The 22902-nt window shown below is 31.9% G+C and carries 19 protein-coding genes and 1 pseudogene; 5 read left to right on the forward strand and 15 right to left on the reverse strand.

Annotated features, from left to right (window positions below; all coding sequences use genetic code 11):
* Positions 1-48: 48 nt before the first annotated feature.
* Positions 49-714, reverse strand: coding sequence for a helix-turn-helix domain-containing protein (locus tag ACREVU_RS03740; RefSeq protein WP_431550287.1), 666 nt, complete (start codon positions 712-714; stop codon positions 49-51).
* 104 nt (positions 715-818) lie between these two features.
* On the reverse strand, positions 819-986 hold the full coding sequence (locus tag ACREVU_RS03745) for a DUF3784 domain-containing protein (RefSeq protein ID WP_431550288.1): 168 nt from the start codon (positions 984-986) through the stop codon (positions 819-821).
* A 182-nt stretch (positions 987-1168) separates the two neighbouring features.
* On the opposite strand from ACREVU_RS03745, the gene ACREVU_RS03750 reads away from it, so the two are divergent.
* From ACREVU_RS03750 to ACREVU_RS03760, 3 genes are all read left to right on the forward strand, one after another.
* Positions 1169-2245 carry a Fic family protein gene (locus ACREVU_RS03750; RefSeq protein ID WP_431550289.1) on the forward strand — a complete coding sequence of 359 codons (1077 nt, stop codon included), beginning with the start codon at positions 1169-1171 and terminating at the stop codon, positions 2243-2245.
* Positions 2246-2584: 339 nt separating this feature from the next.
* Entirely contained in the window at positions 2585-3175 is a 591-nt protein-coding gene (locus ACREVU_RS03755; RefSeq protein ID WP_431550290.1) for a Type 1 glutamine amidotransferase-like domain-containing protein, read from the forward strand.
* A 59-nt stretch (positions 3176-3234) separates the two neighbouring features.
* Entirely contained in the window at positions 3235-3411 is a 177-nt protein-coding gene (locus ACREVU_RS03760) for a hypothetical protein (protein WP_431550291.1), read from the forward strand.
* A gap of 511 nt (positions 3412-3922) precedes the next feature.
* Here the strand turns inward: ACREVU_RS03760 and pyrE are convergent.
* From pyrE to pyrB, 7 genes are all read right to left on the reverse strand, one after another.
* Positions 3923-4489 carry an orotate phosphoribosyltransferase gene (gene pyrE / locus ACREVU_RS03765; protein WP_431550292.1) on the reverse strand — a complete coding sequence of 189 codons (567 nt, stop codon included), beginning with the start codon at positions 4487-4489 and terminating at the stop codon, positions 3923-3925.
* Positions 4490-4601: 112 nt separating this feature from the next.
* The gene (locus ACREVU_RS03770; RefSeq protein WP_431550293.1) at positions 4602-5498 is read right to left on the reverse strand and encodes a dihydroorotate dehydrogenase; all 897 of its coding nucleotides are present in this window, start codon (positions 5496-5498) and stop codon (positions 4602-4604) included.
* Entirely contained in the window at positions 5491-6225 is a 735-nt protein-coding gene (locus ACREVU_RS03775) for a dihydroorotate dehydrogenase electron transfer subunit (protein ID WP_431550294.1), read from the reverse strand. The genes ACREVU_RS03770 and ACREVU_RS03775 overlap by 8 nt, the downstream gene beginning before the upstream one ends.
* A 118-nt stretch (positions 6226-6343) precedes the next feature.
* On the reverse strand, positions 6344-7207 hold the full coding sequence (gene pyrF / locus ACREVU_RS03780; protein WP_431550295.1) for an orotidine-5'-phosphate decarboxylase: 864 nt from the start codon (positions 7205-7207) through the stop codon (positions 6344-6346).
* Between the two features lie 40 nt (positions 7208-7247).
* Complete coding sequence (locus ACREVU_RS03785) at positions 7248-8444, reverse strand: dihydroorotase (RefSeq protein ID WP_431550296.1); 1197 nt, start codon at positions 8442-8444, stop codon at positions 7248-7250.
* A gap of 121 nt (positions 8445-8565) precedes the next feature.
* On the reverse strand, positions 8566-9000 hold the full coding sequence (locus ACREVU_RS03790; protein WP_216164898.1) for an aspartate carbamoyltransferase regulatory subunit: 435 nt from the start codon (positions 8998-9000) through the stop codon (positions 8566-8568).
* A complete protein-coding gene (pyrB, locus tag ACREVU_RS03795) occupies positions 9000-9926 on the reverse strand; it encodes an aspartate carbamoyltransferase (protein ID WP_431550297.1) in 927 nt (308 codons plus the stop codon). Before pyrB ends, ACREVU_RS03790 begins: the two co-directional genes overlap by 1 nt.
* Before the next feature lie 366 nt (positions 9927-10292).
* Between pyrB and ACREVU_RS03800 the strand changes: the two genes are divergently transcribed.
* Positions 10293-10721, forward strand: a complete 429-nt coding sequence (locus ACREVU_RS03800) for a hypothetical protein (RefSeq protein ID WP_431550298.1) — start codon at positions 10293-10295, stop codon at positions 10719-10721.
* A 301-nt stretch (positions 10722-11022) separates the two neighbouring features.
* Positions 11023-15210, forward strand: a complete 4188-nt coding sequence (locus ACREVU_RS03805) for a 5'-nucleotidase C-terminal domain-containing protein (RefSeq protein WP_431550299.1) — start codon at positions 11023-11025, stop codon at positions 15208-15210.
* Positions 15211-15396: 186 nt separating this feature from the next.
* Here the strand turns inward: ACREVU_RS03805 and ACREVU_RS03810 are convergent, their stop codons facing one another.
* The 6 genes and pseudogenes from ACREVU_RS03810 to ACREVU_RS03835 form a co-directional block, all read right to left on the reverse strand.
* Positions 15397-16635: a hypothetical protein gene (locus tag ACREVU_RS03810; protein ID WP_431550300.1), complete on the reverse strand. Its 1239-nt coding sequence runs from the start codon at positions 16633-16635 to the stop codon at positions 15397-15399.
* Positions 16636-17135: 500 nt separating this feature from the next.
* On the reverse strand, positions 17136-18149 hold the full coding sequence (locus ACREVU_RS03815; protein WP_431550301.1) for an alpha/beta hydrolase: 1014 nt from the start codon (positions 18147-18149) through the stop codon (positions 17136-17138).
* Between the two features lie 168 nt (positions 18150-18317).
* Positions 18318-19544, reverse strand: coding sequence for a methyltransferase domain-containing protein (locus ACREVU_RS03820; protein WP_431550302.1), 1227 nt, complete (start codon positions 19542-19544; stop codon positions 18318-18320).
* A gap of 821 nt (positions 19545-20365) precedes the next feature.
* Positions 20366-20587, reverse strand: a pseudogene (locus tag ACREVU_RS03825) (transaldolase family protein); the annotation flags it as partial.
* 136 nt (positions 20588-20723) lie between these two features.
* Positions 20724-21698: an AEC family transporter gene (locus ACREVU_RS03830; protein WP_431550303.1), complete on the reverse strand. Its 975-nt coding sequence runs from the start codon at positions 21696-21698 to the stop codon at positions 20724-20726.
* A gap of 50 nt (positions 21699-21748) precedes the next feature.
* On the reverse strand, positions 21749-22897 hold the full coding sequence (locus ACREVU_RS03835; protein WP_431550304.1) for a glycerate kinase: 1149 nt from the start codon (positions 22895-22897) through the stop codon (positions 21749-21751).
* Between the last annotated feature and the right edge of the window lie 5 nt (positions 22898-22902).

Consider the following 22902-nt stretch of genomic DNA (forward strand, 5'->3'; position numbering starts at 1 on the left):
TGATTACATAATACATCACTAATAGTAACTTGTCAAAAAGTTATTATTTTAGGTATCTAACCTAAAATAATAAGGGCTATCCATCTCCCACCTAAGAGGATGGGAGAATTTCGCCCATTCTGTTAAAGAAACATAATAACGAGTTCCCTTTTGAGAGATTATAGCCTTGGTTATCTTAGTAGTTACTTTGCCTATATTTAAAATTTTATTATTAGTCTGATTTCTTTTAGGTAATGCAAACAAGACTTCTTTTAATTTTGGAAGTTGAATAACTATTCTATTTAAATCTACCTTAATGTTGTTATTAGTGAATTTGGTAGTATAAGATTTTTTAGCAGACTTCTTAGATTTAAACCTTGGAAACTTGGTTTGATGTTTAAAAAAACGAGAGTAAGCATCTTCTACATTTTCAAGGGCTGCTTCTAGCGCAAACTTATCTACTTCTTTAAGGAATAGAAAATCTTTTTCTTGTTTGAGAGGGTTCATAACGTCAGTCTTGTATTTATTCGCCCTTAGTGTTGTTTTAGTGTTTAAGAAACAATCTTTCCTATCAGACAAATATTTGTTATATATAAACCGTGAACACCCAAATGTTTTATTTATAAGAATTTTCTGTTCTTCACTTGGATAAATTCTAAGTACTAACCCATAATTTAAGAGTTGTTTATCTTCATTAGCTAATATTTTATTCTTCTCATTTACAGTTAATCTCATCGGCAAGGCAACCACCATCTTTCATACTATTATCATGCCCTCATATGGGAACATATATTCTATTCATAAATTATAAAAATGTTTTTACTAGCGTAAAAGAACCATTAACTCACGATTGAAATCACGAGTGTGCATGGTTCAGTTATCAATAAAAAAACCCCTATAGCACGAGAAATTTTCTCTATATTACAATTTGCTTTTTCTTCTTTACTCATAGAGTTGTAACCTAAAATCATCCAACTACCTTTTCCGAAGATGAGACAAATAACCACCTTAACATCTAGCCATAAGTAATAAATGCAAATGTAATTATTGATAATTACACAAGAAAAAATTGCTCACGTTATGTTAACACGAGCAATTTTTCTTATATTTTGCCTACGTTCTATTGATATGAGAAAAAAAATCATATATAATGAATATACACTAGATATAAAAAGGAAGGTGAATAATAATGAATGAAACTATAGTAAAATATTTACCACCACAAGTTATACTTGAAACAAATAGAGTATTAAAGCAGCTTTCGCGTTCTCACAGGGCACTGGCGGAACTTAAAGGTTATTCAGATACAATACCTAATAAGAATATACTTATAAATGCAGTAACTATTAACGAAGCAAAGGATAGTTCTGAAATTGAAAACATAATTACAACTCATGATGAATTGTTTAAAGCAATGTCACATAAAGGGTACAAAAATCCTGCTGCAAAAGAAGTTGTAAGTTATAGGACTGCATTATGGAAAGGATATGAGCTTGTTAAAGGGAATCAGATTTTGACAACAAATATGATTATTGATATACAGAAAATAATAGAAAAAAACAATGCCGGTGTTAGAAAACTTCCTGGAACTACACTTAAAAATCAAAATACAGGAGAAGTTGTATATACACCTCCAAGTGGCGAGACAGAAATACTTAATCTAATGTCAAATCTTGAAAAGTACATTAATGAAGATTTTGATAATCTAGATCCGCTTGTTAAGCTAGCAGTAATTCATTTTCAATTTGAATCTATACATCCTTTTTATGATGGTAATGGCAGAACAGGACGGATTATAAATGTCTTATATCTCGTATTGAAGGATCTTCTAGACAGTCCAATTTTATATTTAAGCAAATTCATAATTAGAAATAAAACTTCGTATTATAAGCTTCTTCAGGAAGTAAGGACAGACGGTAAATGGGAAGAATGGGTGCTTTTCATATTGGAGGGTATAGAGCAAACTTCAGAGGAAACATTGAAGTTGGTTAAAAAAATTAATGCAGAGGTTACAGAAACTGCAGAAGATATTAAGAAGGTATTACCAAAGGTTTATTCAAAGGAACTGGTAGAACTACTTTTTTTTGAGTTTTATACGAAAATTAAATTTATTCAGGATGGACTTAATATTTCGAGAAGAACTGCTTCAGATTATTTGATAGCATTAGAAAAAGAAGGTTTTTTATCATCGCAAAAGATGGGTAAGGAAAAAATTTATCTTAACAAGAGGCTATTTGAGATCGTAAAGGGATCCAATGTACATTGAAGTTGAAGTAAGTACAAATGTAAATCAGAATGATTGTATTAGAATTAAAGGTGTAATCGATGTATAAAGATTTAGGTATAATAAGACCTCCTAATTTAAAAACTATCAGGTCTTTTTCTTATTTCATATTTTATGCTACCAAGCTATAGAAATACCATGGACTATTTTTAGTATAAAATCTAATTTTAAAAAAATAAATATGTGCCAACATCTACATTTATGAAGATATTTATAAATGTAGATAATTTCATGTAAAATAATGGTATTATATTTATAAGAGTTGTTTTGCGATTGTAATCTAAGACGAAATAAAAAATGTTTTTATAATTGGAGGTAAGCATGAGTATTCAATATAATATATTATTCAGCACGAACTCTATTGGATTTCCATATATCAAAGATAGGTTGAAATCTTTAGTTTCATCAGATGACAAAGTAGTAATATTTCCATGGGCATTCCCTGTAGAAATGTCTGAAAAAGAATTTACAGAAGAGTATTTTCCAAAGTATGGTCAGCGATACGAACGTTCAATTGGGTATTTACGAGAATTTGGTATCAGAGATGAAAATGTGTTTATTGATAATTGCTATAATGATTCAGTAAATAAAATTCAAGAAAAAATTGCTTCTTCTAATATCATTGTTTTGCCAGGGGGCAATCCAGTAATGTTATCAGCAAAGATATTAGAATGTGGTATACAAGATGTATTAAACACCTATTCCAATATTATTATAGGCGGAAGTGCTGGAGCATGTGTTCAGTTGAAGAGATATTTTATTACGGAAGAAAATAATGTACCAAGAGGATTTCAACAACTGGAAGGATTGGGAATTTTAGATGTTGATTTTATTATAGATGTACATACGAATATTCATACCACAGGCGAAAATGAACCATATACTTTTAGTTATAGCATGCGATATTTGTAGATGTAGATAATTTCATGTAAAATAATGTTTAATATTAATAATCTAATAGGAGGGATACTATGTGGGAATATAAAACTGAGATATTTGGTTGTTCTTTTGATACTAAAGGTTCTCTAAAACAAAAATGTGATGAAGTCCTTTTCAAATGCGGAAATGCAGGTTGGGACCTAGTTAATTTTCAATGTGCGGATATCGGTTCTAAGATGATATTTGTATTCAAAAGAGAAAAGAAATAAGAATAGATTGTTAATTAAAACTCTTAAATAGAATTATTAATAACTTGCATAATTTGACTTGCAATATCCTTTTTTAGAGCATTCTAGCAATATATACTTTCAGTTATAGTATTCTATAACTAAACAGAGATTTGGATACAGTAAGACCTCCTAATTAAAAACTAGGAGGTCTTTTCTGTCTGTTTTATTTACAGATGTAGACAACTAAATAATCAATGAGTGCCATTTCTTTTCAAAAATAATATGGATAGGAAATTTATCCGAAGTGAATTGCAATAAGAAACGAAAAAACTATTGAAATTTCATTTAGGAATTCTTCTTTTGCGAATATAAAATTCTCGTGAGCCTGACAGGAAGTCAGGCTAGCGAACCTGAGCCAGGACGGCGAATGAGAGCGGCAGAGAATTTTAAATTGGCAAAAGATTAGAATTTGTTAATGTAATTTTCAGTTTTGAGTTCGTTTGCAGGGCACGCAGGAAAATTTTCTGTCTTTCTTATAATAAAACGATATCTATTTTATATTTCTACTCCCCGGCTTTACATATGGTGTTCCCTCTTTGCAAAGTGGACAAATCGCTGGATCATAGCTTTCAATGTCTAGTTTTATGCAGCTGTATATAGGATAATCAATGGCGCTACTTCCTCTATCAACAATGCAGCATATTCCAACCACTTCTGCTCCAAGTTCCTTTAAAACCTCTATTGTTTCTAGTGAAGATTTACCAGTAGTTACTACATCCTCTGTAACTAAAACCTTCTGTCCTTTTTTAATTTCAAACCCACGTCTAAGTTCGAAGGTGCCGTTTACTCTTTCAGTAAAGATGGCAGGCTTTCCTGTTTGTCTACCTACTTCATAAGCTACAATTATTCCACCCATAGCCGGTCCTACTACCACATCAAAATCTATATCTTTAATTTTTTCCGCTACAACGCTTAGCACTTTTTCAGCCTTGTCTGGATACTGTAGCAATTTTGCACATTGACAATATCTATTACTGTGTCTTCCTGAGGATAACAGAAAATGTCCCTCTAGTAGTGCACCTGATTCCTTTAATATATCTAAAACATTAATATTCATAAAATCGCCTCCTATTTTTTAGTAACTCATCTTTTAAATTCAAAATTGTCCTTTTAACATTTAACAGTCATAGTTTAAGCTTTGAACTCTAAGCTCTGTGCTTTCAACTATTTTAGATAATTCCTCTAATCTCGCTTAAATCTTTAATGCCTTCCCGTGTCATATAAGCTTCAATTCCTTCTATTATATCCTTGCAAATATCGGGTTTTACAAAATTAGCAGTTCCAATTTGAATTGCCGTTGCTCCCACCATTATGAATTCTATAGCATCTTCATAAGAGCATATACCGCCCATACCAACAACTGGTACATTTACTGCTTTGCATACCTCATGAACCATTCGGAGTGCCATTGGTTTTATAGCTGGTCCTGATAGCCCTGCATATATATTGTTAAAAATTGGTTTTCTTTTATGTATATCAACTGCCATTCCCTTAAAAGTATTTACTAGTGATATGGAATCTGCTCCAGCCTCGCAGCAACTGCACGCCATGTCTACTATATCCTCTGCATTTGGTGAAAGTTTCACCATAAGCGGTTTCTTGCAAATGCTTTTCACTGCTCGGACGGTTTCATAGGCTACCTGTGACTTAATTCCAAATGCCATACCCCCACATTTTACATTAGGGCAAGATATGTTTAATTCTATTATATCTATAGCTTCATTATTTAATCTCTCTATGGCGGCCATATATTCTTCTATGTTGCCACCTCCAACATTTGCAATTATAGCTGTATTATATTCCCTCATCCTCGGAAGCTCTTTGTTTATAAACTTTTCAATACCTGGATTTTGAAGCCCTACACTATTAAGCATTCCCCCGCGTGTTTCAAAAACACGTATGCCATCATTGCCTTGTTTTTCATTAATTGTAAGTCCTTTAGAACATATTCCACCCAATTTTTGAATATCAAAGTATTGATTATATTCCTCGCCAAATCCGAAGGTGCCAGATGCAGCTATAACAGGATTTTTTAAATTCACACCGCATAATTCTACCTTAGCCATTAAAAATCAAATCCTTTCCAAGAAAAACTGGGCCATCCTTGCAGGTTCTTTTGTTTCCCTCAACAGTTTTACAAGTACATACAAGACATGCTCCTATTCCACAAGCCATATGAGTTTCCATTGACACATATACTGGTACATTAGCCTCATTGCATAAATTTACAACTTTTTTCATCATAATTTCTGGTCCACAACATATAACTGTATCATATTTTTGTGGCTCTAATAAATCTGTTACATATCCCTTATGTCCTTTTAATCCACTTTCTGTGGATAAATAAAGTTTATCTATGTATTTTTCTGCGCAGTCCACAGAGTAGTCCACATTCCTAAATCCGCAGTACAAATCTATTTCACAGTTTGTAAGACTTTTAATAAGATAAATAAGTGGAGCTATGCCAATTCCTCCAGATACTACGGCCACCTTACCCTTTATTTTCTCTACATCAAAGCCATTTCCCAGAGGACCCATTATCTGAACTTCTTCATTTTCATTTAGTTTACTAAGAAGCTTAGTACCCTTCCCTACTATTCCATATAAAAAGCTTATTTTCTCATCGTCCACATCGTATACACTTATAGGTCTTGGTAATAATGGTTCCAAGCCTCCTACCTTTAGCATAAAAAACTGACCTGGCTTTACGTCAAATTTACCCTTTATAGAAAGCTTGTATATACCCTCACTTATTTCAAAATTCTCATATATCTTATCTACGCAGCATATCAAATAAATTCCTCCAGTATCTTATTAAAAATCATAAGCCTTGTTATTTCTACTTCAATTATCTAATGTGAGTTATAGATTATATTCTTATTTTGCAGCTATTCTTGTTTTGCGATTCTTTTTATTTTGCAGCTTTTCTTATGGCATCTCTCATCTTTATTGCTTCCTGCCTAGCACATTCTTCAAAATGACTTTCTCCATTTTCTACCTTCTTATATGCAAGCAAAATACTTCTAGAGGCATTTACTACTCCACCATTTCCATTTTTTAAATATATGGCCACATCCTCAGCTGCGCCACCTTGAGCTCCATAACCTGGTATTAAGAAAAACATTTTTTCTAAGTTTTTTCTCATCTTTAATCCTTCATCTATATGGGTGCAACCTACAACTCCACCAAGCGAGCTATATCCGCATTCTCCCATAAACCCGCTTCCAATTTTCAATAATTTTTCCCCTACAACATCATAAACCTTTTTATTTTCTTTGTTTTCTATATACTCTATATCTTCTGCCCCTTTATTTGAGGTTCTTACTAGTGAGAATAATCCTTTTTCCTTGTTTTTTAAATAAGGAAGATATGGCTCTATACTATCCATTCCCATATACGGATTTACAGTTATTAAATCACTTTCAAAATCCCCTTCAAAATGAGCTTTTGCATACATTTCCGCAGTTTTTGCAATATCTCCTCTTTTGATATCTGCAATTACTATGCCGCCTTTACTTCTTATATACTTCAATGTATCTTTGTATACTTTTAAACCTTTTAGTCCAAGTGCTTCATAATATGCTATTTGCACCTTATAACAAGCTGCTACATCAAAAGTAGCATCGATTATTTGCTGATTAAATCTATATAAGGCATAATCCTCATATTCATATTTATTTTTAAAATCCACTGGTAAGTATTCCATTGCTGTATCAAGTCCTATGCATACATGTCCATTGTTTTCTACACTTTTAAATAATTTATCTATAATCAAATTAACTCCACCTTTGCTATTTTATTTGTGAATAAAATATTTATTTGAAGGTCTTATCTTTATAAACTACATTTCCCGCCTTAATGGTGCACATTACTTTACCTATTACAGTCTTTCCCTCAAAGGGAGTATTTGTTCCTTTAGATAAAAATTCAGAGGTGTCAATATTGTACTTGGTTTTAGTATCTAAAATCACCAAGTCTCCCTCATATCCTATTTTAATTTCACCCTTATTCAGTCCCATAATTTTAGCTGGATTTTTCGACATCAATTCAGATAGTTTATTTAGAGTTATATGCCCTTCTTCTACCAATTTAGTGAAGCAAACAGGAAAAGAAGTTTCCAGGCCCGATATACCAGGAGCACCCTTCATTTTATCCTCAATACTGTGTGGTGCATGATCAGTAGATATAGTGTCCACAAATCCATCTTTTATAGCTCCGATTAAAAAATCCACATCTTCTTTTTTCCTTATAGGCGGATTTACTCTATACTCTGTTTCCTCGGTTAATGCTAAATGATGTGGCGTAACCTCACAGGTTATTCTTGCCCCCTGCTGTTTGCCCTCTATAATGTCTTTCATAGCTTCTTTTGTGCTAACATGTGCTAAGTGAAGTTTACAACCTGTGAATTTTGAAAGGGCTATATCTCTCCATGTCATCATATTTTCAGCAAGTCTAGTGTCAAGGTCTACCAATTCCTCATTTTCAGCATGGGATATTATTGTTAAATCCTTCTCTTTAGCCAATACCATAGCATCCAGCATTACTCTACTGTTAGATACTCCCTTGCCATCATCTGATATAAACTTCACTTCATTAGTTAACTCATATAGATGATCTATAGATTCTCCTGATAGATTCTCTGTAATAGATGCACATTGATGAATATCTACCAGATTTATTTCTCTAGCTTTTTTCAATACCTTATTTATAGTATCCATTCTGCTACAAACTGGCTTTGTATTTGCCATAAGGTTAACTGCAGTATATCCACCCCGCGATGCCGCCTTACTTCCAGATAATATGTCTTCTTTATAAGTATATCCCGGTTCTCTAAAATGACTGTGAAGATCAATAAAAGATGGGGCTAAAATATACCCTTCTCCGTCTATTACCTCACAGTCTTTTTCTAGTTTTTTTCCTATTTCATATATTATTCCACTATTTATATAAACATCACCTATAAAATCCTGTGATGAATCAATTACTCTTGCATTTTTAATTAATAATTCCATAGTTAATACCCTCCTTCACACAAATTATGGCACAGGTCAATATACTTTTATATTGACCTCATATTTATTCTAATGTGCTTATTTTCTTGTAGAATTAAAATCTCAGTTTAAATCTACAAACTTATAATTTACTAGTAGGGTTATTAATCTCATCGCAATATATACATCTATACTCACCTTTTTCTCTATCTGCTAAGTAGAAACTTTGCAAAATTTCTTGTTCTACAGATGTTATGCATCTCGGATTATCACATTTTATAACGTGTTCAATTTTATCTGGTAACCGCAATTTAACTTTATTTTCAATTTCTTCTCCTGATATTATGTTTATTGTTATATTAGGATCTATAAAACCAAGTACTGTATAATCTATATCAATTTCATTTTCAATCTTAATTATATCTTTACGACCAAGCTTCTTGCTAGTTGCGTTCATAATAAGTGCAACTGTATAATCCGCATTATCGAGGCCTAAATATTTAAATATTTTTATTCCAACACCAGCTTTAATATGATCTATTACTATTCCTCTTTTTATACTATTTATTGTAACCATTATTTATCCACCCCCAAAAGCTTAGCAATAAGTGCCATTCTTACGTACATACCATATTTTGCTTGCCTAAAGTAACAAGCCCTTGGATCCGTATCAATTTCTACTGCTATTTCATTAACTCTAGGAAGAGGATGAAGAACTATCATATCTTTTCTAGCCTTTTTCATTTTATCATTATCTAATATATAACTATCTTTAAGCCTTATATAATCTTCCTCATTAAAGAATCTTTCCTTTTGGACTCTAGTCATATACAAAATATCTAAATCTCCAAGAACTTCTTCTAATTTTTCAACTTCTTTAAATTCTATATTATTTTTCCCCAATACTTCTGTTTTAATGTACGTTGGAATTGTTAACTCATTTGGTGAAATCAGTATGAATTTTATGTTTTCATATCTTGACATGGCTTTTATTAATGAATGAACCGTTCTACCAAACTTTAAATCTCCACAAATTCCTATGGTTAAGTTTGATAAGGTTCCTTTGATGTTTCTTATAGTTAAAAGATCTGTTAGTGTTTGAGTTGGATGTTGATGTCCGCCATCACCTGCATTTATAACCGGCATTTTAGAATTCATAGATGCAACTTTGGGAGCTCCTTCTTTGGGATGCCTCATTGCTGCTATATCTGCATAACATTCTACTGTTCTTATAGTATCCGCTACACTTTCTCCTTTTGCTGCTGAACTTGATTTTGCCTCAGAAAAACCTAATACCCGGCCTCCAAGTCTTAACATTGCCGCTTCAAAACTCAATCTTGTTCTTGTGCTTGGTTCATAAAATAATGTGGCCAAAATCTTTCCATCGCATATATGAGAATACTTTGCAGGGTTTTCAATTATTTCATCTGCATAATTAAAAATCTCCTCAAGCTCCATTAATGTAAAATCCATTGGGTCAATTAAATGTCTTCCTTTTAACATATACATCCTCTCCTTCTCAGCCTCTCCGGACTAAATTTAAAGGTACTACAATACTTTAAATATTAAATTTATTTATTCCATAATTCCTAAATAAATAAAAAACGCCATCTCTATTATGAGAAGGCGTAGCAATACCAATATAAAACATTTGCTTCCTTCTCAGCCTCTCGGACTAAATTAAAGGTTATTTATTATTTATTCTTTTATTTATACTACTATATATTCTTCCCGATGTCAACCCAATTACAGAACCTAGTTCTTGTATTATTTACTTATTTGTTTGTTTATGAGATAATAATTTCAAATGTTAATTCTTATTGTAACGAAATGTAAAAAGTGTGCTAGATATAAAAAGGGGGCATAAAAATGGTACAAAATGCTAAATTATTTCAACAATTTATAAATGAAAATTCTATACCTATGGTTACTAATAATAATATTGAAGGGTTTACAACCTTTGCTATTCCTGAAGAACAAGCGATTAAAGATGCCAAAGTTAAAGTTGTGGTTGCTTTAACTGATGACGATGCCTATGCTGATATGTACATTTATGATATAGCAAATGTTATTAATGATGATAATGTAAAATCAAAATTATACAAGCTTTTAAATGATCTTAATAGTACTTATAAATTCATATCTTTTTATGAGATGGAAAATATTATAAATGCTAAGTGCTGCATACCTTTTAGTGACAATTTTGATGCAAGATTAGTTCTTGATATTCTTGCAGTTCTATCACGAGCCGTGGAAGATGAATATGATAATATCATAAAAACAATATGGGAAAAATAGTTCGAAAAATTTAAAATTTTCATTTGAATGATAAAAAAACACCTTAAAAATAATTTAAGGTGTTTTTTGTATTATATTAGGTTAAACGGGAATGTTCTTCAATTTAATTCCATTTTTTTCACTATAATTTAAGGTAAATCATTGTATTAATATAAATATTTATTAATATTTACAAAATTATAGTAATGTATTATAATTATGAACATACCCGTTCATGCAATGTGGTATCGTTTACACATTGCTAAATTTTAGGTTATGTATTTTACGGAGGTTTCAAAAAATATTAAAGGGGAGTGATATTTTGTTTAGAACTTTTAAAACAACAAAGGCAAAAAGATGGACATCCTTAGCTGTATCATTTTTAATGACCATTAGTTTATTATCTTCTGGTTTTACAATGACAGCAAAGGCAGCTACAAGTAACAAGGTATTTGACATTATTGATATTACTGACTTTCACGGTCAACTTCTAGATTCTAGCAATACAAAACCTATAGGCGCTGCGCTTGCAAAAGCAGTTAAAGATGTAAAAACTACAAATCCAGATAGAACATTAATCATTGGTGGAGGAGATTTATATCAAGGAACACCAGTTTCTAATGTATTACGTGGAGTTCCAGTTCAAAAGGTATTATCAAATATGGGAATGGAAGTTACCGCACTTGGTAATCATGAATTTGATTGGGGACTTGATATAATTAATACTGAAACAATGATTGGTGCAAATTATAGTATTGTTTGTGCTAATATGTATGACAAAGGTAAAAATACTAGACCATACGCACCATACAAAATAATTACTAAGGATGGTGTTAAGATAGCCGTAATAGGCGCTATACTTAAAGATGCTCCATCCATAATCATGCCTACTTTAGTAGCTCCTTTTGATTTTAAGGATCCAGCTACAGAAATTAATGCAGTTGCAAAGCAAATAAAAGATGGAAATCTAGCTGATATAATACTCGCAGATGTACATGATGGTGGTTCATCACTTAATACTATGGTTAATAATTTACATGGAGTAGATGCAGTATTTGGTGGGCATACCCATAGTGTTGCAGATCTAGTAAATAAAGATGCAGATGGTAAAGATGTTCCTACAGTAATAGCAAATTCAACTGGTAAAGGTTATGTAGATCTAAAAATTACAGTTGATGCTTCTACTAAGGCACTTACATTTTCAACTGCAGGTGAAAATTATAAAGCACTTACAACTACAGTAGATTCAGCAACTGATGCTGACTGTAAAAAAATCGTTGATGATGCTAGTGCAGCATTACTTCCAGTATTTAATGAAAAAATAGGAACTAACTCAACAGATTTAACTAAAAACCAATTAGGTGTCCCTTATGGTGAATCACAACTTGGAAATTGGATGGCTGATATTGTAAAAAATTATAAAGAGTCACCTGCAGAAGTAGGAATGGTAAATAACGGAGGTATTAGATTAAGTCCAATTCCAGCCGGCAATATAACAGTTGGAACAATATTTAACATTATGCCTTTTGATAATACTATTTGTACCACAACAATGACAGGCGCACAGCTTAAATACATTTTTGAGCAAGCTGTTCAAGAGGATGGTAAAGGAATACAAATTTCTGGAGTTAAATTCACATATGACTCCTCAAAAACATCTTATAAGGCAGCCGTAATTGCTGCAGATGGCAAAATTACAACACCAGAAGTACTAGGCCAAAGAGTACAAAGCATAACAAGAGAAAGCAATGATACAGTTGTTAAGGATACAGACACACTAAAAGTAAATGCGCCAGATTTCGTAGCAACTGGTGGGGATGGCTTTACAGGTTTCACAGTACCAGAAATAAAAGCAAGCATAGTAGATTCACATTACACTGTAAGAGATGCTTTAAATGCTGATGTTAGAGCTAACGGCAAAATGACAGTTGCAATGAATAATAGAATAGACAATAAAATAGTAGCTACAATATCAGTCGTAGCAACTTCAGATGTACACGGAAATGTTTTAAACTTTGATTATGGAACAAATGCAGCCCCATCCAAAGGACAAGGACTTGCAAAGGTTTCAACTTATGTTAAGGGATTAAGAGCAACTAACCCAAATGTAATGTTAATAGATAATGGAGACAGTATTCAAGGAACTCCACTTGTTTATTATTATAATATGCTAGATAAAACTACAAAGTATCCAATAGCTAAAGTTATGGGTGCTATGAAATATGATAGTTGGACTCTAGGAAATCATGAATTTAACTACGGACTTGAAGCATTAAAAAGAATTAAGACTGATGCTAAGTCTGAAGGCATTGACATGTTGTCAGCAAATACTTACAAAACTGATAATAAAAATTTTGTTGAACCATACATTATTAAATCTTTTGTAGTTGGTGGCAAAACAATTAAAGTAGCAATCCTTGGTCTTACAACAAAAACTGTACCAAGTTGGGAAGATGCAACTCATTATGCAGGATTACATTTTAATGATTTGGTAGACGAAGCTAAAAAATGGGTTCCAATAGTAAAAGCAGCAGGAGCAGACGTTGTAATAGTATCTGCACACAGTGGAGAAGAAGGAGCTGCCGATGTCATTCCTGAAAATCAAATAAAAGCTTTAGCTACAAATGTAAATGGAATAGATGCAATAGTTGCAGGCCATGTTCATAATGTTGTCAATGACTTAACCTTAAAAAATCCAGCAGGAAAAGTTGTTCCAGTTGTTGAACCAGGTAAATGGGCACAAAACGTTTCACAAATTGATATTTCTGTTGATGAAACTGGAATTGTTACAGGATTAAACACTAAAAATGTATCTATGGATAAAGTTGCAGATGACGCAGCAATAGTTTCATTAATTGCACCATATCAAGCTAAAACATTAGAATATACTTCAACCGTACTTGGAAAAGCTACTGGAGAGTATAAAGGTGATAAACAAATTACTGAGCCAACTGAAATAATGGAACTTATCAACAAAGTTCAGACTAGTGCAGCTAAAACGCAGCTTTCAATAGCAGCTCCACTAAGTTTAAAAGCATATATTCCAAAGGGTGATATTTCCATCAAGGATATTATGGGAGTATATATATACGAGAATTTCCTTTATGGAGTAAAAATGAATGGAAAACAAATAAAGGATTGGATGGAGTATACAGTAAGGTACTACAAACAAACATCAAATTCAACAGATCCTATAGTAAAGGACCCAACACTTAATATTGCAGATTATAATTTAGATCAATTGTATGGAGCAACTTATGACATAGACTTAAAAGAAGTAGCAGGAACAATTGACCCAGCTTCTAAAAAAATAGTATCCGGAAATAGAATAAAGAATCTAAAGGTTAACGGAAAATTAGTCAAAGATTCAGATGTATTTACAGTTGCAATAAATAACTACAGATACAACGGTGGCGGAGGTTTCATGGCAGCAGCCGGAATAAGCAACACTGATGCATCTTTAGTTACTTACGATTCAGCAAAAGCACTTGGAGACGATGGTCAGATTAGAAGTTTAATGATGAAATATGTTCAAGATAATAAGACTATAACCCCATCTACAACAAATAATTGGAAAATCACTGGAGCAACTACAGCTCCCACCAATGTACAAAGATTAGCTGGGCTTAATAGAATCGAAACTTCTATAGCCATAGCTAAAGATCAATATGCTACTAAAGCACCAGATGCTATAGTACTTGCTACAGCAAATGATTTTGCTGATTGCTTAGCTGGTTCTGGTATAGCTTATAAATACAATGCGCCAATGCTTTTAGTTAATAAAACTGTTAATAACAGCAAAAACGTATTAGATTATATTACAACAACCTTAGGCAAAGACAAAAACATCTATATATTAGGTGGTACCGGTGCAGTTAGTAGTGAAATTTCAGATTACCTAACTACTAAAGGATATAAAATAGTAAGACTTGGTGGTAAGGATCGTTATGAAACAAATCAAAAAATAGTCGATTATCAAAATGTAGCTAAAGGTACAAGCATTGTTATCGCTACAGGAGATAATTTTGCAGATGCATTAAGTATATCAAGCATAGTTGATATAAAAGGATATTCAATGTTATTAAATGGTAAAAATAGCTTGTCAACTAGTGTTAGTAAAGACATAACTACTATACAACCAACAACCGTCTATTTAATAGGTGGAACAGGAGTGCTTAGTACTAATATTGAAACACAAATTAAAAAACTAAACAGTAAAATAGCTATAGTAAGATTAGGTGGAGCTAATAGATATGAAACTTCCATGAAGATAATGGAGTCTTTTAATCTAACTTCAACTACTGCAGCTGTAGCTACCGGCTTAAACTTCCCAGATGCCCTAAGTGGTTCAGTACTCGCTGCTAGAAAGAATTGTAGCATACTACTTGTGGACAACAAAGATGTAACTAAGCAGAAAGCTTTCTTAAGTAAACAAAAGATAACAAATGTAATTGTATTTGGTGGAGAAGGAGTAGTTAGTAATAATACAGCATCTTCACTACTACAATAACAAGATTTATAAATAATAATAAAAACGCTTAATTTGGCAATAAGAATGAACCCCCATTTCTAAAAAGAGATGGAGGTTCATTTATTTACAATCCGCAAGAGATGATTTAATCTTACTAAACAATGAGAAAAGTGTCATAAACTATAATAGTTTATGACACTTTTTTTATACACTTGGTATTTCTTGTTATTTAACTGGTACTTCTTTAGCTGGTAATTCTTGAGAAGCTAACTTCATTATATCAGTGTAGTTAAATGAATTAGTTGAATCTACTTTTGGAAATACAACTTTAACATCTCCATTAATATTAGTAATATCAGTGTTAAAACTTACTCCTATAGTATATATACCAGTTGGATCGTTTGGAGTAGTAGCTGCTGATGTGTTTCCAGCCAATTTCATTATGCTAGGTAAATCAACAACAAATTCAGCATTTCCTTTTTCTTTTATAACATACCCATCATCATTAACAGTATAATTAATTGTAATTCCATTGTCACCAAGAATTTTTAGATCCTCAATAGAATCCAATGCTTTGTTTAAATCTGCAAGTTTTTGTGGTAATTCAGTTGTTAAATTATCAAATGCTTTATTTATTTCAACTTGATCAGTTTTATTTTTCGCATCATTTATATCATAAATTGAGCTTATGGCCAACATATAATCCTTAACAAAGGCCATGGCATCAGCATTTCCAGCAAGATTATTCAAAGTATAATGCATTAAATCTTTAAAGGACTTATCTGTTAATTTCACCTGATAAACGTCTGAAGATTTCATTATATTATCTTCTAAAAAGGTTTGCCTTCCCACCCTTTTTATATAATCTGTAGTAGGATTAAATTGTTTTGAATACTTAGCAATAAAATCAAGAAATTTAGGTTGAAATTCTTTACTAAAAGAAATAAGTTTATCATAATTAGGCTGAACCATACCTGGTGCACTTGTCATATCAGCTAAGTTCATTACCATATAATCTTTGCCCTGCAATTCCTTTGGAAACTGACTGGTCATTAATTGAGGCATCTTAAGTACCTCATTAACTACAGGCTTGTCTCCACTCATATCTGTATCAGCCCAAATGCTCATGCTTATAGGCTCAGGCAATTGGTCTGATTTTAATGAAATATCACTTTGCATTTTACCAATTGTTTTCTCTTTATTCTGATTAACTTTAGATGATACTGAAATACTCGCACCATTTATCATAGGCAACATTGAACTCATCATTTGTTGTTCCTGTTCTGACATTTTAGAAGCAGATACTTTTACTGAGATATCCGTTTGGCTCTGCATAGAATTTATTTCTTGAGATTTTCCAAAAGCATTGGTAAGAACTAGTCCATCAGTTGAGCACCCAGTAAATAGTGAAGCTGTCATAATCAAACTAATGCTTAATGCTACTAATCTTTTTGTTTTTATCATTTTTACGCCCCCATTAATAATATTATTTATTTCATGATTTATTAAAATATATTCATTAATTTACAAATACATTGTTCACATATGTTACAATACTTACCTCAAATGTAGATTTATATGTATATGATTAATATGTTACCATTATATAACACAAAAGTAAAGGTTCGCTTTGATATAAAAATAACAATAAGCGTTTAAAAAACCGTCAATCCCTTTTAAATAGTCATTTTACTTTTTAACTAAGTTTAGGTAATACCTACTTATTTTAACCTATAAGGGGCAAAAAAGGGGGCAAAATTTCACGGCATTTGTTGTATACCTATCTAATTAAGAAAACACACTACTTTTATGCATCCTTTATAAAATGAAAATCATTTAACATAATTAAAGGTTATATTGAACCAAAAGAAACCCCAATTTGAGCGATAAATCTAGCCGTTCCTCATATAACTCTATCTCTATATATTCAAGTTACCGAAAGTCCTCGTTATTTGTAAGATATATTAGTTTGAGAATTTCTTAATAAGCCATTCAGCAAATTTTTCTTTTTCTTCAAATTGTGGGTAATGCGCTGATTCCGAATATAGTATAAATTCTTTCTCAGGTGATGTAATAGAATCAAAATAATTCTTTGCGGCTTTTGATGAAGTCTTATAATCATACTGTCCCATATGGAAGTAACATGGTATTTCAAGTTTTTTAACAAGACTTGGCAAAGAATTCTGAAGTAAGTCACCAATCATGACCTCACTTTTTTTTACGCCCAAATTAAGACGAACTCTGTCAAATAAATTGTATTCCCGATTCGTACAATAGCCTTTATAAAGGCCATCCTCATCAATAAGGCGTGAACCACCACCATATTTTTGTATGTAATTACGTGGAACAAAACTATCTCCCTTTTCAACCTGGCTTCTTATTTTTTCAAGGTTTGCAATATCGTCTTTATTTCCTGCTTTGTTTGCCTCTTCAATGCAATAATTTAAAGAATCTGTTTCACTTTCATTAAAATTTGATACTTGTCCAATTCCGATGTAGGCAATATAATTTTCTGGTGCTTTTGCAGCAGCCACCATTCCAATATAAGATCCAAAGGAATGACCAGCTAACAGCACCTTATCCTTTCCAAATCTTTTACGAATATATCTAGTTAATGCTATTAAGTCATCTGTGAGTAATTCTGGAGATAAATTTGAGTAGTCCTCAAAAAAATGATATGATTTGCCAGTTCCACGTTGGTCGTAGTGAACTATGGTAAATTTCTGCTCCAAAATATCTTGATATTTTCTTACATATGGAATTTCCGAACACCCTGGCCCACCATGTACAAAAACTAAAATAGGGTTATTCTTATCTACACCTCGTATCATAAGTTGATGTTTAGCGCCGTTTATTAAAACTTGCTCATATACCCTAACACTATTTTTGCCCTTAATACCTGGTGTCCAAGTTGGGAAAAGTGCCCCTATCAATATTAAGCCAAGTATTAGTATTACTAAGATAAAATAAATTTCCATCTGATAACCTCCCTAAAATATAATCCTGAACCGTTAGTTTTCAATACATATAATATCTTGAACATAGAAAACACCCCCTATCTATATTTTAGATAAGGGGCTTTACACCACGTCAATAGCTTAATTTACACAATTTTTCATTTTTTTAAATAAAACATGGTGTAAAGGCTACCTTTTTGCATATACAATATATGTAGAAATTCGTTCATTGCACTTAAAATAATCTTCATATTTACCGCCCTTAGATATTGATTTAGATATTTTTTCATCGATTATATTGTATTGTAAATTTAAAATATTATTTTTTATACTTTTTAAAATAAAATTTTTCCTTACTTTTTCTATTATACTGCTATCAATGCTAAAATTATTAAACGTAATGTATGCAGAAATCATAATCAACTTTCTTTTTAAATACTTATCAATTAAATTTAGCAAAAACTCTTCATGTTCGAATGAGTAATTACTTGTACCAGTAAAATCTATCAAAACATCGACTAAATTATCTTTTAATGGCATTTTTAAAAAATCGCAACATAAAAATATCACCCTTTTGTTGTACTCAGATTTTTGAAGCATTGACTTTAAAAATTTTTGCCTATTCAAATCATGGTCTACTGCAATATATAAGGAATCATCCGGTAAATCAGTATATATACTCCTTAGAAAGAAACCTACACCAGAACCTATCTCCAATATAATTTTATTGTTTAATTCCTCAAATTGTATTTTTTTATTCATATACTCAAGTCCAGAGTAAACATTATCTAGGTAATCTGAATCAGTTGAATTAACATAATCTATTATATCTAAATTAGCTTCGGATTGTACGCTTAAATTAGTTTCAGATTGTACGCTTCCAACTAATAAAATTCCATCTTCAATTTTATACTCTTCACCACAAGTACATTTAAGATTGCCCTCCATCACCTGATTATTTGTAATAATTCCATCAGAAAGCATCAACTCTTTTCCACATTTCAGACAGCTGAATAGTTTTAAAGCTTCAATATCTATACCAATTTTAAAATTATCTGTACATTTTATTTTAGATAGATCCTCTATCGTTTCTTCTAATTTATCTCTAAAACTTTCCAATTCTTTAATTTTACTGGAAAGTTCAATTTTCTTGTTACAATAAATGTCCCTATAATATTCATTCTCTTGATAGGTGGTAAGCTTACCAATCCTCTTAAGTACAAATATTGCTTTAATTTCATTTAGGGTAAACCCTTGGCCTTTAAGTTTAATTGTTTTTTCAAGATCACTCTTGCATCTTTCATCAAAGTCATACTGTCCTCCACTTTTTTCAGGTATTATTAGCCCCAATTCTATGTAGTATCTCACTGCATCAATAGTTATATTATTTTGCATAGTGAATTTACCTATTTTCATTTTCTCCTCCTTTGATAAGTTAAGATTTTATAAAAGCTATAAGAAATATTAAAAATTAGGTAGCGCCAGCGAAAATTTATATAAAAAATCTTTATATTCACCAATTTCTAACAAGTAACCCCATACAACATAATTATAAACTATATTGAGCCAAAAGAAATAGCCATCGTAGCCCTAGACGGTTATTTCAATATTATTTTGCTTTTTAAGGTCTTAATTTAAACATATATCCGTTCGTTTGAAATCAATTTATTATACAAACTGTGTCGGTGCAAATTCATCACCATATAACGCCACTTTAAAGGCTGTTAGTTTGTATTCGTCTGCGGTATACTCTAAGTGAACTCTAATTTTTTATTCCACTAAGATTTAAGATTTTAAGTTTATAAGAATAGCTGATCCATATATTTATACAGTAAAATGCTTACATTTACATGTCTATATTTTTCCTAGAATACGAAATTGCTCCCATTTCGGGCTCACATCAAAAAAAGCCCATGGTAATTCATACAGGACTTCTTATTTTACTTATTAATCTTGTTTATTAGCTTCCTTTATTATATTGAACCTGCACTTACATTTATTCTACTGACACCTGCCTTTATTGAAGTTAGTTCATCATCAATTGTGTAGTTACCAACTAAAGTCATTTTTTCCATTCTGTTAATAGTAATCATTGCTTCTGTACCCTAATATCATTTCGACGTTACATAGCTTCTTTATCTTCTATAATAATAGTTAGTGATTTCATTTGGCTTGTACCTTGAAATTTTCTGGACCTCGGAGATGTTAGTGTGTGACTAAATTATCCCTCTTACTAATCATTTATTAAAAGTATTATTCCAATCCTTAATGAATCTTTCTATACCACTATCAGTTAATGGATGTTTAAGCATTTCAATAATTACATTAGCTGGTACCGTAGCAATATGAGCTCCTGCTCTAGCTGCAGTTACTACATGTAATGGACTTCTTATACTTGCAGCTATAATTTCCGTTTTAATATTATGAATTTTAAATATATCAACAATTGTTTCAATTAATTCCCTATTCAAATTGTAAATATATTTAATTTTTAATCAAACTATAGCTTAATCCCCGAATATGACTCTTAAAGTACTTTTACGAAAATTAAATTGCTTTTTTTTAAAAAATCTTCCAATTAAAGATTATTGGTATTTATATTAAATTAACTAAGTAGTAAAGAATAGGAACAACAATAACAAGGCAGCCCGTGCAAAACAGCCAACATGAATTAGCTAGGTCCACATCCAAATCGTAAATCTGAGGTGGAATTAGCGAATTAAATGCAGGTGGCATAGCCGAAAGCACCAAAACCACTTTTAGAAGTAACCCCTCTTTTATTGTTCCAAGCCCCATAAAATATGCTGCAGAAGTAATGCTAATTGGTATTATAACGAACTTTATAGCGGCAATTATAAAGCATTCTTTTATATACCCACCAATGGCTTTAATTCTCATATTGAAACCAACGGATGCAATCAGCATGATGGATGATAGTGGAATAAATATTTCGTTTAGATTCTTATAACCACTTGGCCGTACAATTCCGGAAATATTTAATACTGTACCAAGAATTATACTAATAAAATATACTAATATAAAAGGATCTGTGATTATCCTTACCAGTGCATTCTTCTTTTTCGCGTCTTCTTTATAGTTTCCATGCATTTTTGCTATTGGATACCCTATTAGAAAATATAGGATTTCCTCAAACATTTTATACATTGCAACAAAGGCGTAACTGGTTTCTCCAAAAAACATAAAACATATCAATCCACCAAAGTTCCCTATATTAGTAAATGCACCTGTGACAAACATAGAACCAACTTGTTTTTTATTATGCTTTAAAATTTTAGAAGATATATAAGCTAGCACTCCGCCCAAACTAATAGCAGCAGCACCTAAAATAGGCAGTGCTATAAACTTCATGTCATTAAATTGACTGCCCCAAAACGCGCCCAAAGTGACAACCGGATTTATGACAAGTAATGCTATTCGTTGAATAAACACCATATATTTACCTACAGGAACAGACTCTTTTATGGTTTTATTCTCAACCATTTTTTTTAACACCTGTCCGAGCAGTAACCCACAAACTATTAAACCAATAGACATTATAAATTTTATCAAAAGTGTCTCCCTTCTAAATACTTTAACAACCAAATCCCATAAACAGATTATTATAATGTGTCAAAGTTGTTATTTGTTTTCAAAATCCTCATAATTCTTTCTGAAGCATTTTCTAACAAAATACCGCAATTCTCTATAGCTTCTTCAAGCTGCATAGGTTTATCTACAATAGAAAAGATACTAGTAAAGCCTTGTTCATAAAGTGTTTCTGTACCCTTTCCTATGCCTCCTGCTATAGCAATCACTGGTATATTATATTTTTTTGCAACCTTTGCTACTCCAAAGGGAGTTTTTCCAAAAGCAGTTTGATAATCTATCATACCTTCACCTGTAAATACTAAGTCTGCGTCTTTTATACTATCCTCTAGCTTTGTAGTCTCAATTACAATGTCTATTCCTCTTTTAAGTTTCGCATTCAAAAATGCAAGAAGCCCTCCTCCAAGTCCGCCAGCTGCTCCAGCTCCTGGATATTCTTTTATTGAGATACCTAAATACTTTTCTACCATATCTGCATAATGAGATAAATTATTATCTAAGGTGATAATCATATCTTCATCAGCACCCTTTTGAGGACCAAAAATATTTGAAGCACCTCTCTCACCACAAAGCGGATTATCAACATCACAAGCAGCTACAATATTACATAACTCAATTCTGCTGTCAAGATGTGATAAATCTATAGTCTTAAGTTTATCTAAACTCCCACCACCACATCCTATATCCTTACCATTTACATCTAGAAGTTTTACACCTAATGCACTTAGCATACCAGCACCTCCATCATTAGTTGCGCTACCACCTATGCCAATTATAAAATTTCTACAGCCCATATCCAATGCATGCACTATTATTTCTCCAGTTCCATAGGTTGTCGTTTTCATTGGATTTCTTTCTTCTTTAGATAATAATGTTATTCCCGATGCAGCAGCCATTTCAATTACTGCAGTAGTTCCATCTCCAAGGATTCCATAAAAGGCTTCAACAGTCCTCATAAGTGGATCTTTTACTTTTACTTTTATTAGTTTTCCCCCTGTAGCATCTACAAGAGATTGAACCGTACCCTCTCCACCATCCGCCATAGGTACCTTAACTATTTCAGCTACGCCTAATACCTTTCTTATTCCTTTTTCAATACCCTCACATACTTCGAGAGCGGAGAGACTTCCCTTAAAGGAATCTGGTGCTATGACTATTTTCATATGAC

Source organism: Clostridium sp., assembly GCF_050717535.1.
Classification (GTDB): Bacteria; Bacillota; Clostridia; order Clostridiales; family Clostridiaceae; genus Clostridium_AD.

Bases quoted from the DNA above. Each gene is read 5' to 3' on its own strand.
- ACREVU_RS03740 (WP_431550287.1), bottom strand. From the start codon at position 714: ATGAGATTAACTGTAAATGAGAAGAATAAAATATTAGCTAATGAAGAT.
- ACREVU_RS03770 (WP_431550293.1), bottom strand. From the start codon at position 5,498: ATGGCTAAGGTAGAATTATGCGGTGTGAATTTAAAAAATCCTGTTATA.
- pyrB (WP_431550297.1), bottom strand. From the start codon at position 9,926: ATGTTAAAAGGAAGACATTTAATTGACCCAATGGATTTTACATTAATG.
- ACREVU_RS03760 (WP_431550291.1), top strand. From the start codon at position 3,235: ATGTGGGAATATAAAACTGAGATATTTGGTTGTTCTTTTGATACTAAA.
- ACREVU_RS03820 (WP_431550302.1), bottom strand. From the start codon at position 19,544: ATGAAAATAGGTAAATTCACTATGCAAAATAATATAACTATTGATGCA.
- ACREVU_RS03785 (WP_431550296.1), bottom strand. From the start codon at position 8,444: ATGGAATTATTAATTAAAAATGCAAGAGTAATTGATTCATCACAGGAT.
- ACREVU_RS03750 (WP_431550289.1), top strand. From the start codon at position 1,169: ATGAATGAAACTATAGTAAAATATTTACCACCACAAGTTATACTTGAA.
- ACREVU_RS03810 (WP_431550300.1), bottom strand. From the start codon at position 16,635: ATGATAAAAACAAAAAGATTAGTAGCATTAAGCATTAGTTTGATTATG.
- ACREVU_RS03755 (WP_431550290.1), top strand. From the start codon at position 2,585: ATGAGTATTCAATATAATATATTATTCAGCACGAACTCTATTGGATTT.
- pyrE (WP_431550292.1), bottom strand. From the start codon at position 4,489: ATGAATATTAATGTTTTAGATATATTAAAGGAATCAGGTGCACTACTA.
- ACREVU_RS03800 (WP_431550298.1), top strand. From the start codon at position 10,293: ATGGTACAAAATGCTAAATTATTTCAACAATTTATAAATGAAAATTCT.
- ACREVU_RS03790 (WP_216164898.1), bottom strand. From the start codon at position 9,000: ATGGTTACAATAAATAGTATAAAAAGAGGAATAGTAATAGATCATATT.
- ACREVU_RS03815 (WP_431550301.1), bottom strand. From the start codon at position 18,149: ATGGAAATTTATTTTATCTTAGTAATACTAATACTTGGCTTAATATTG.
- ACREVU_RS03835 (WP_431550304.1), bottom strand. From the start codon at position 22,897: ATGAAAATAGTCATAGCACCAGATTCCTTTAAGGGAAGTCTCTCCGCT.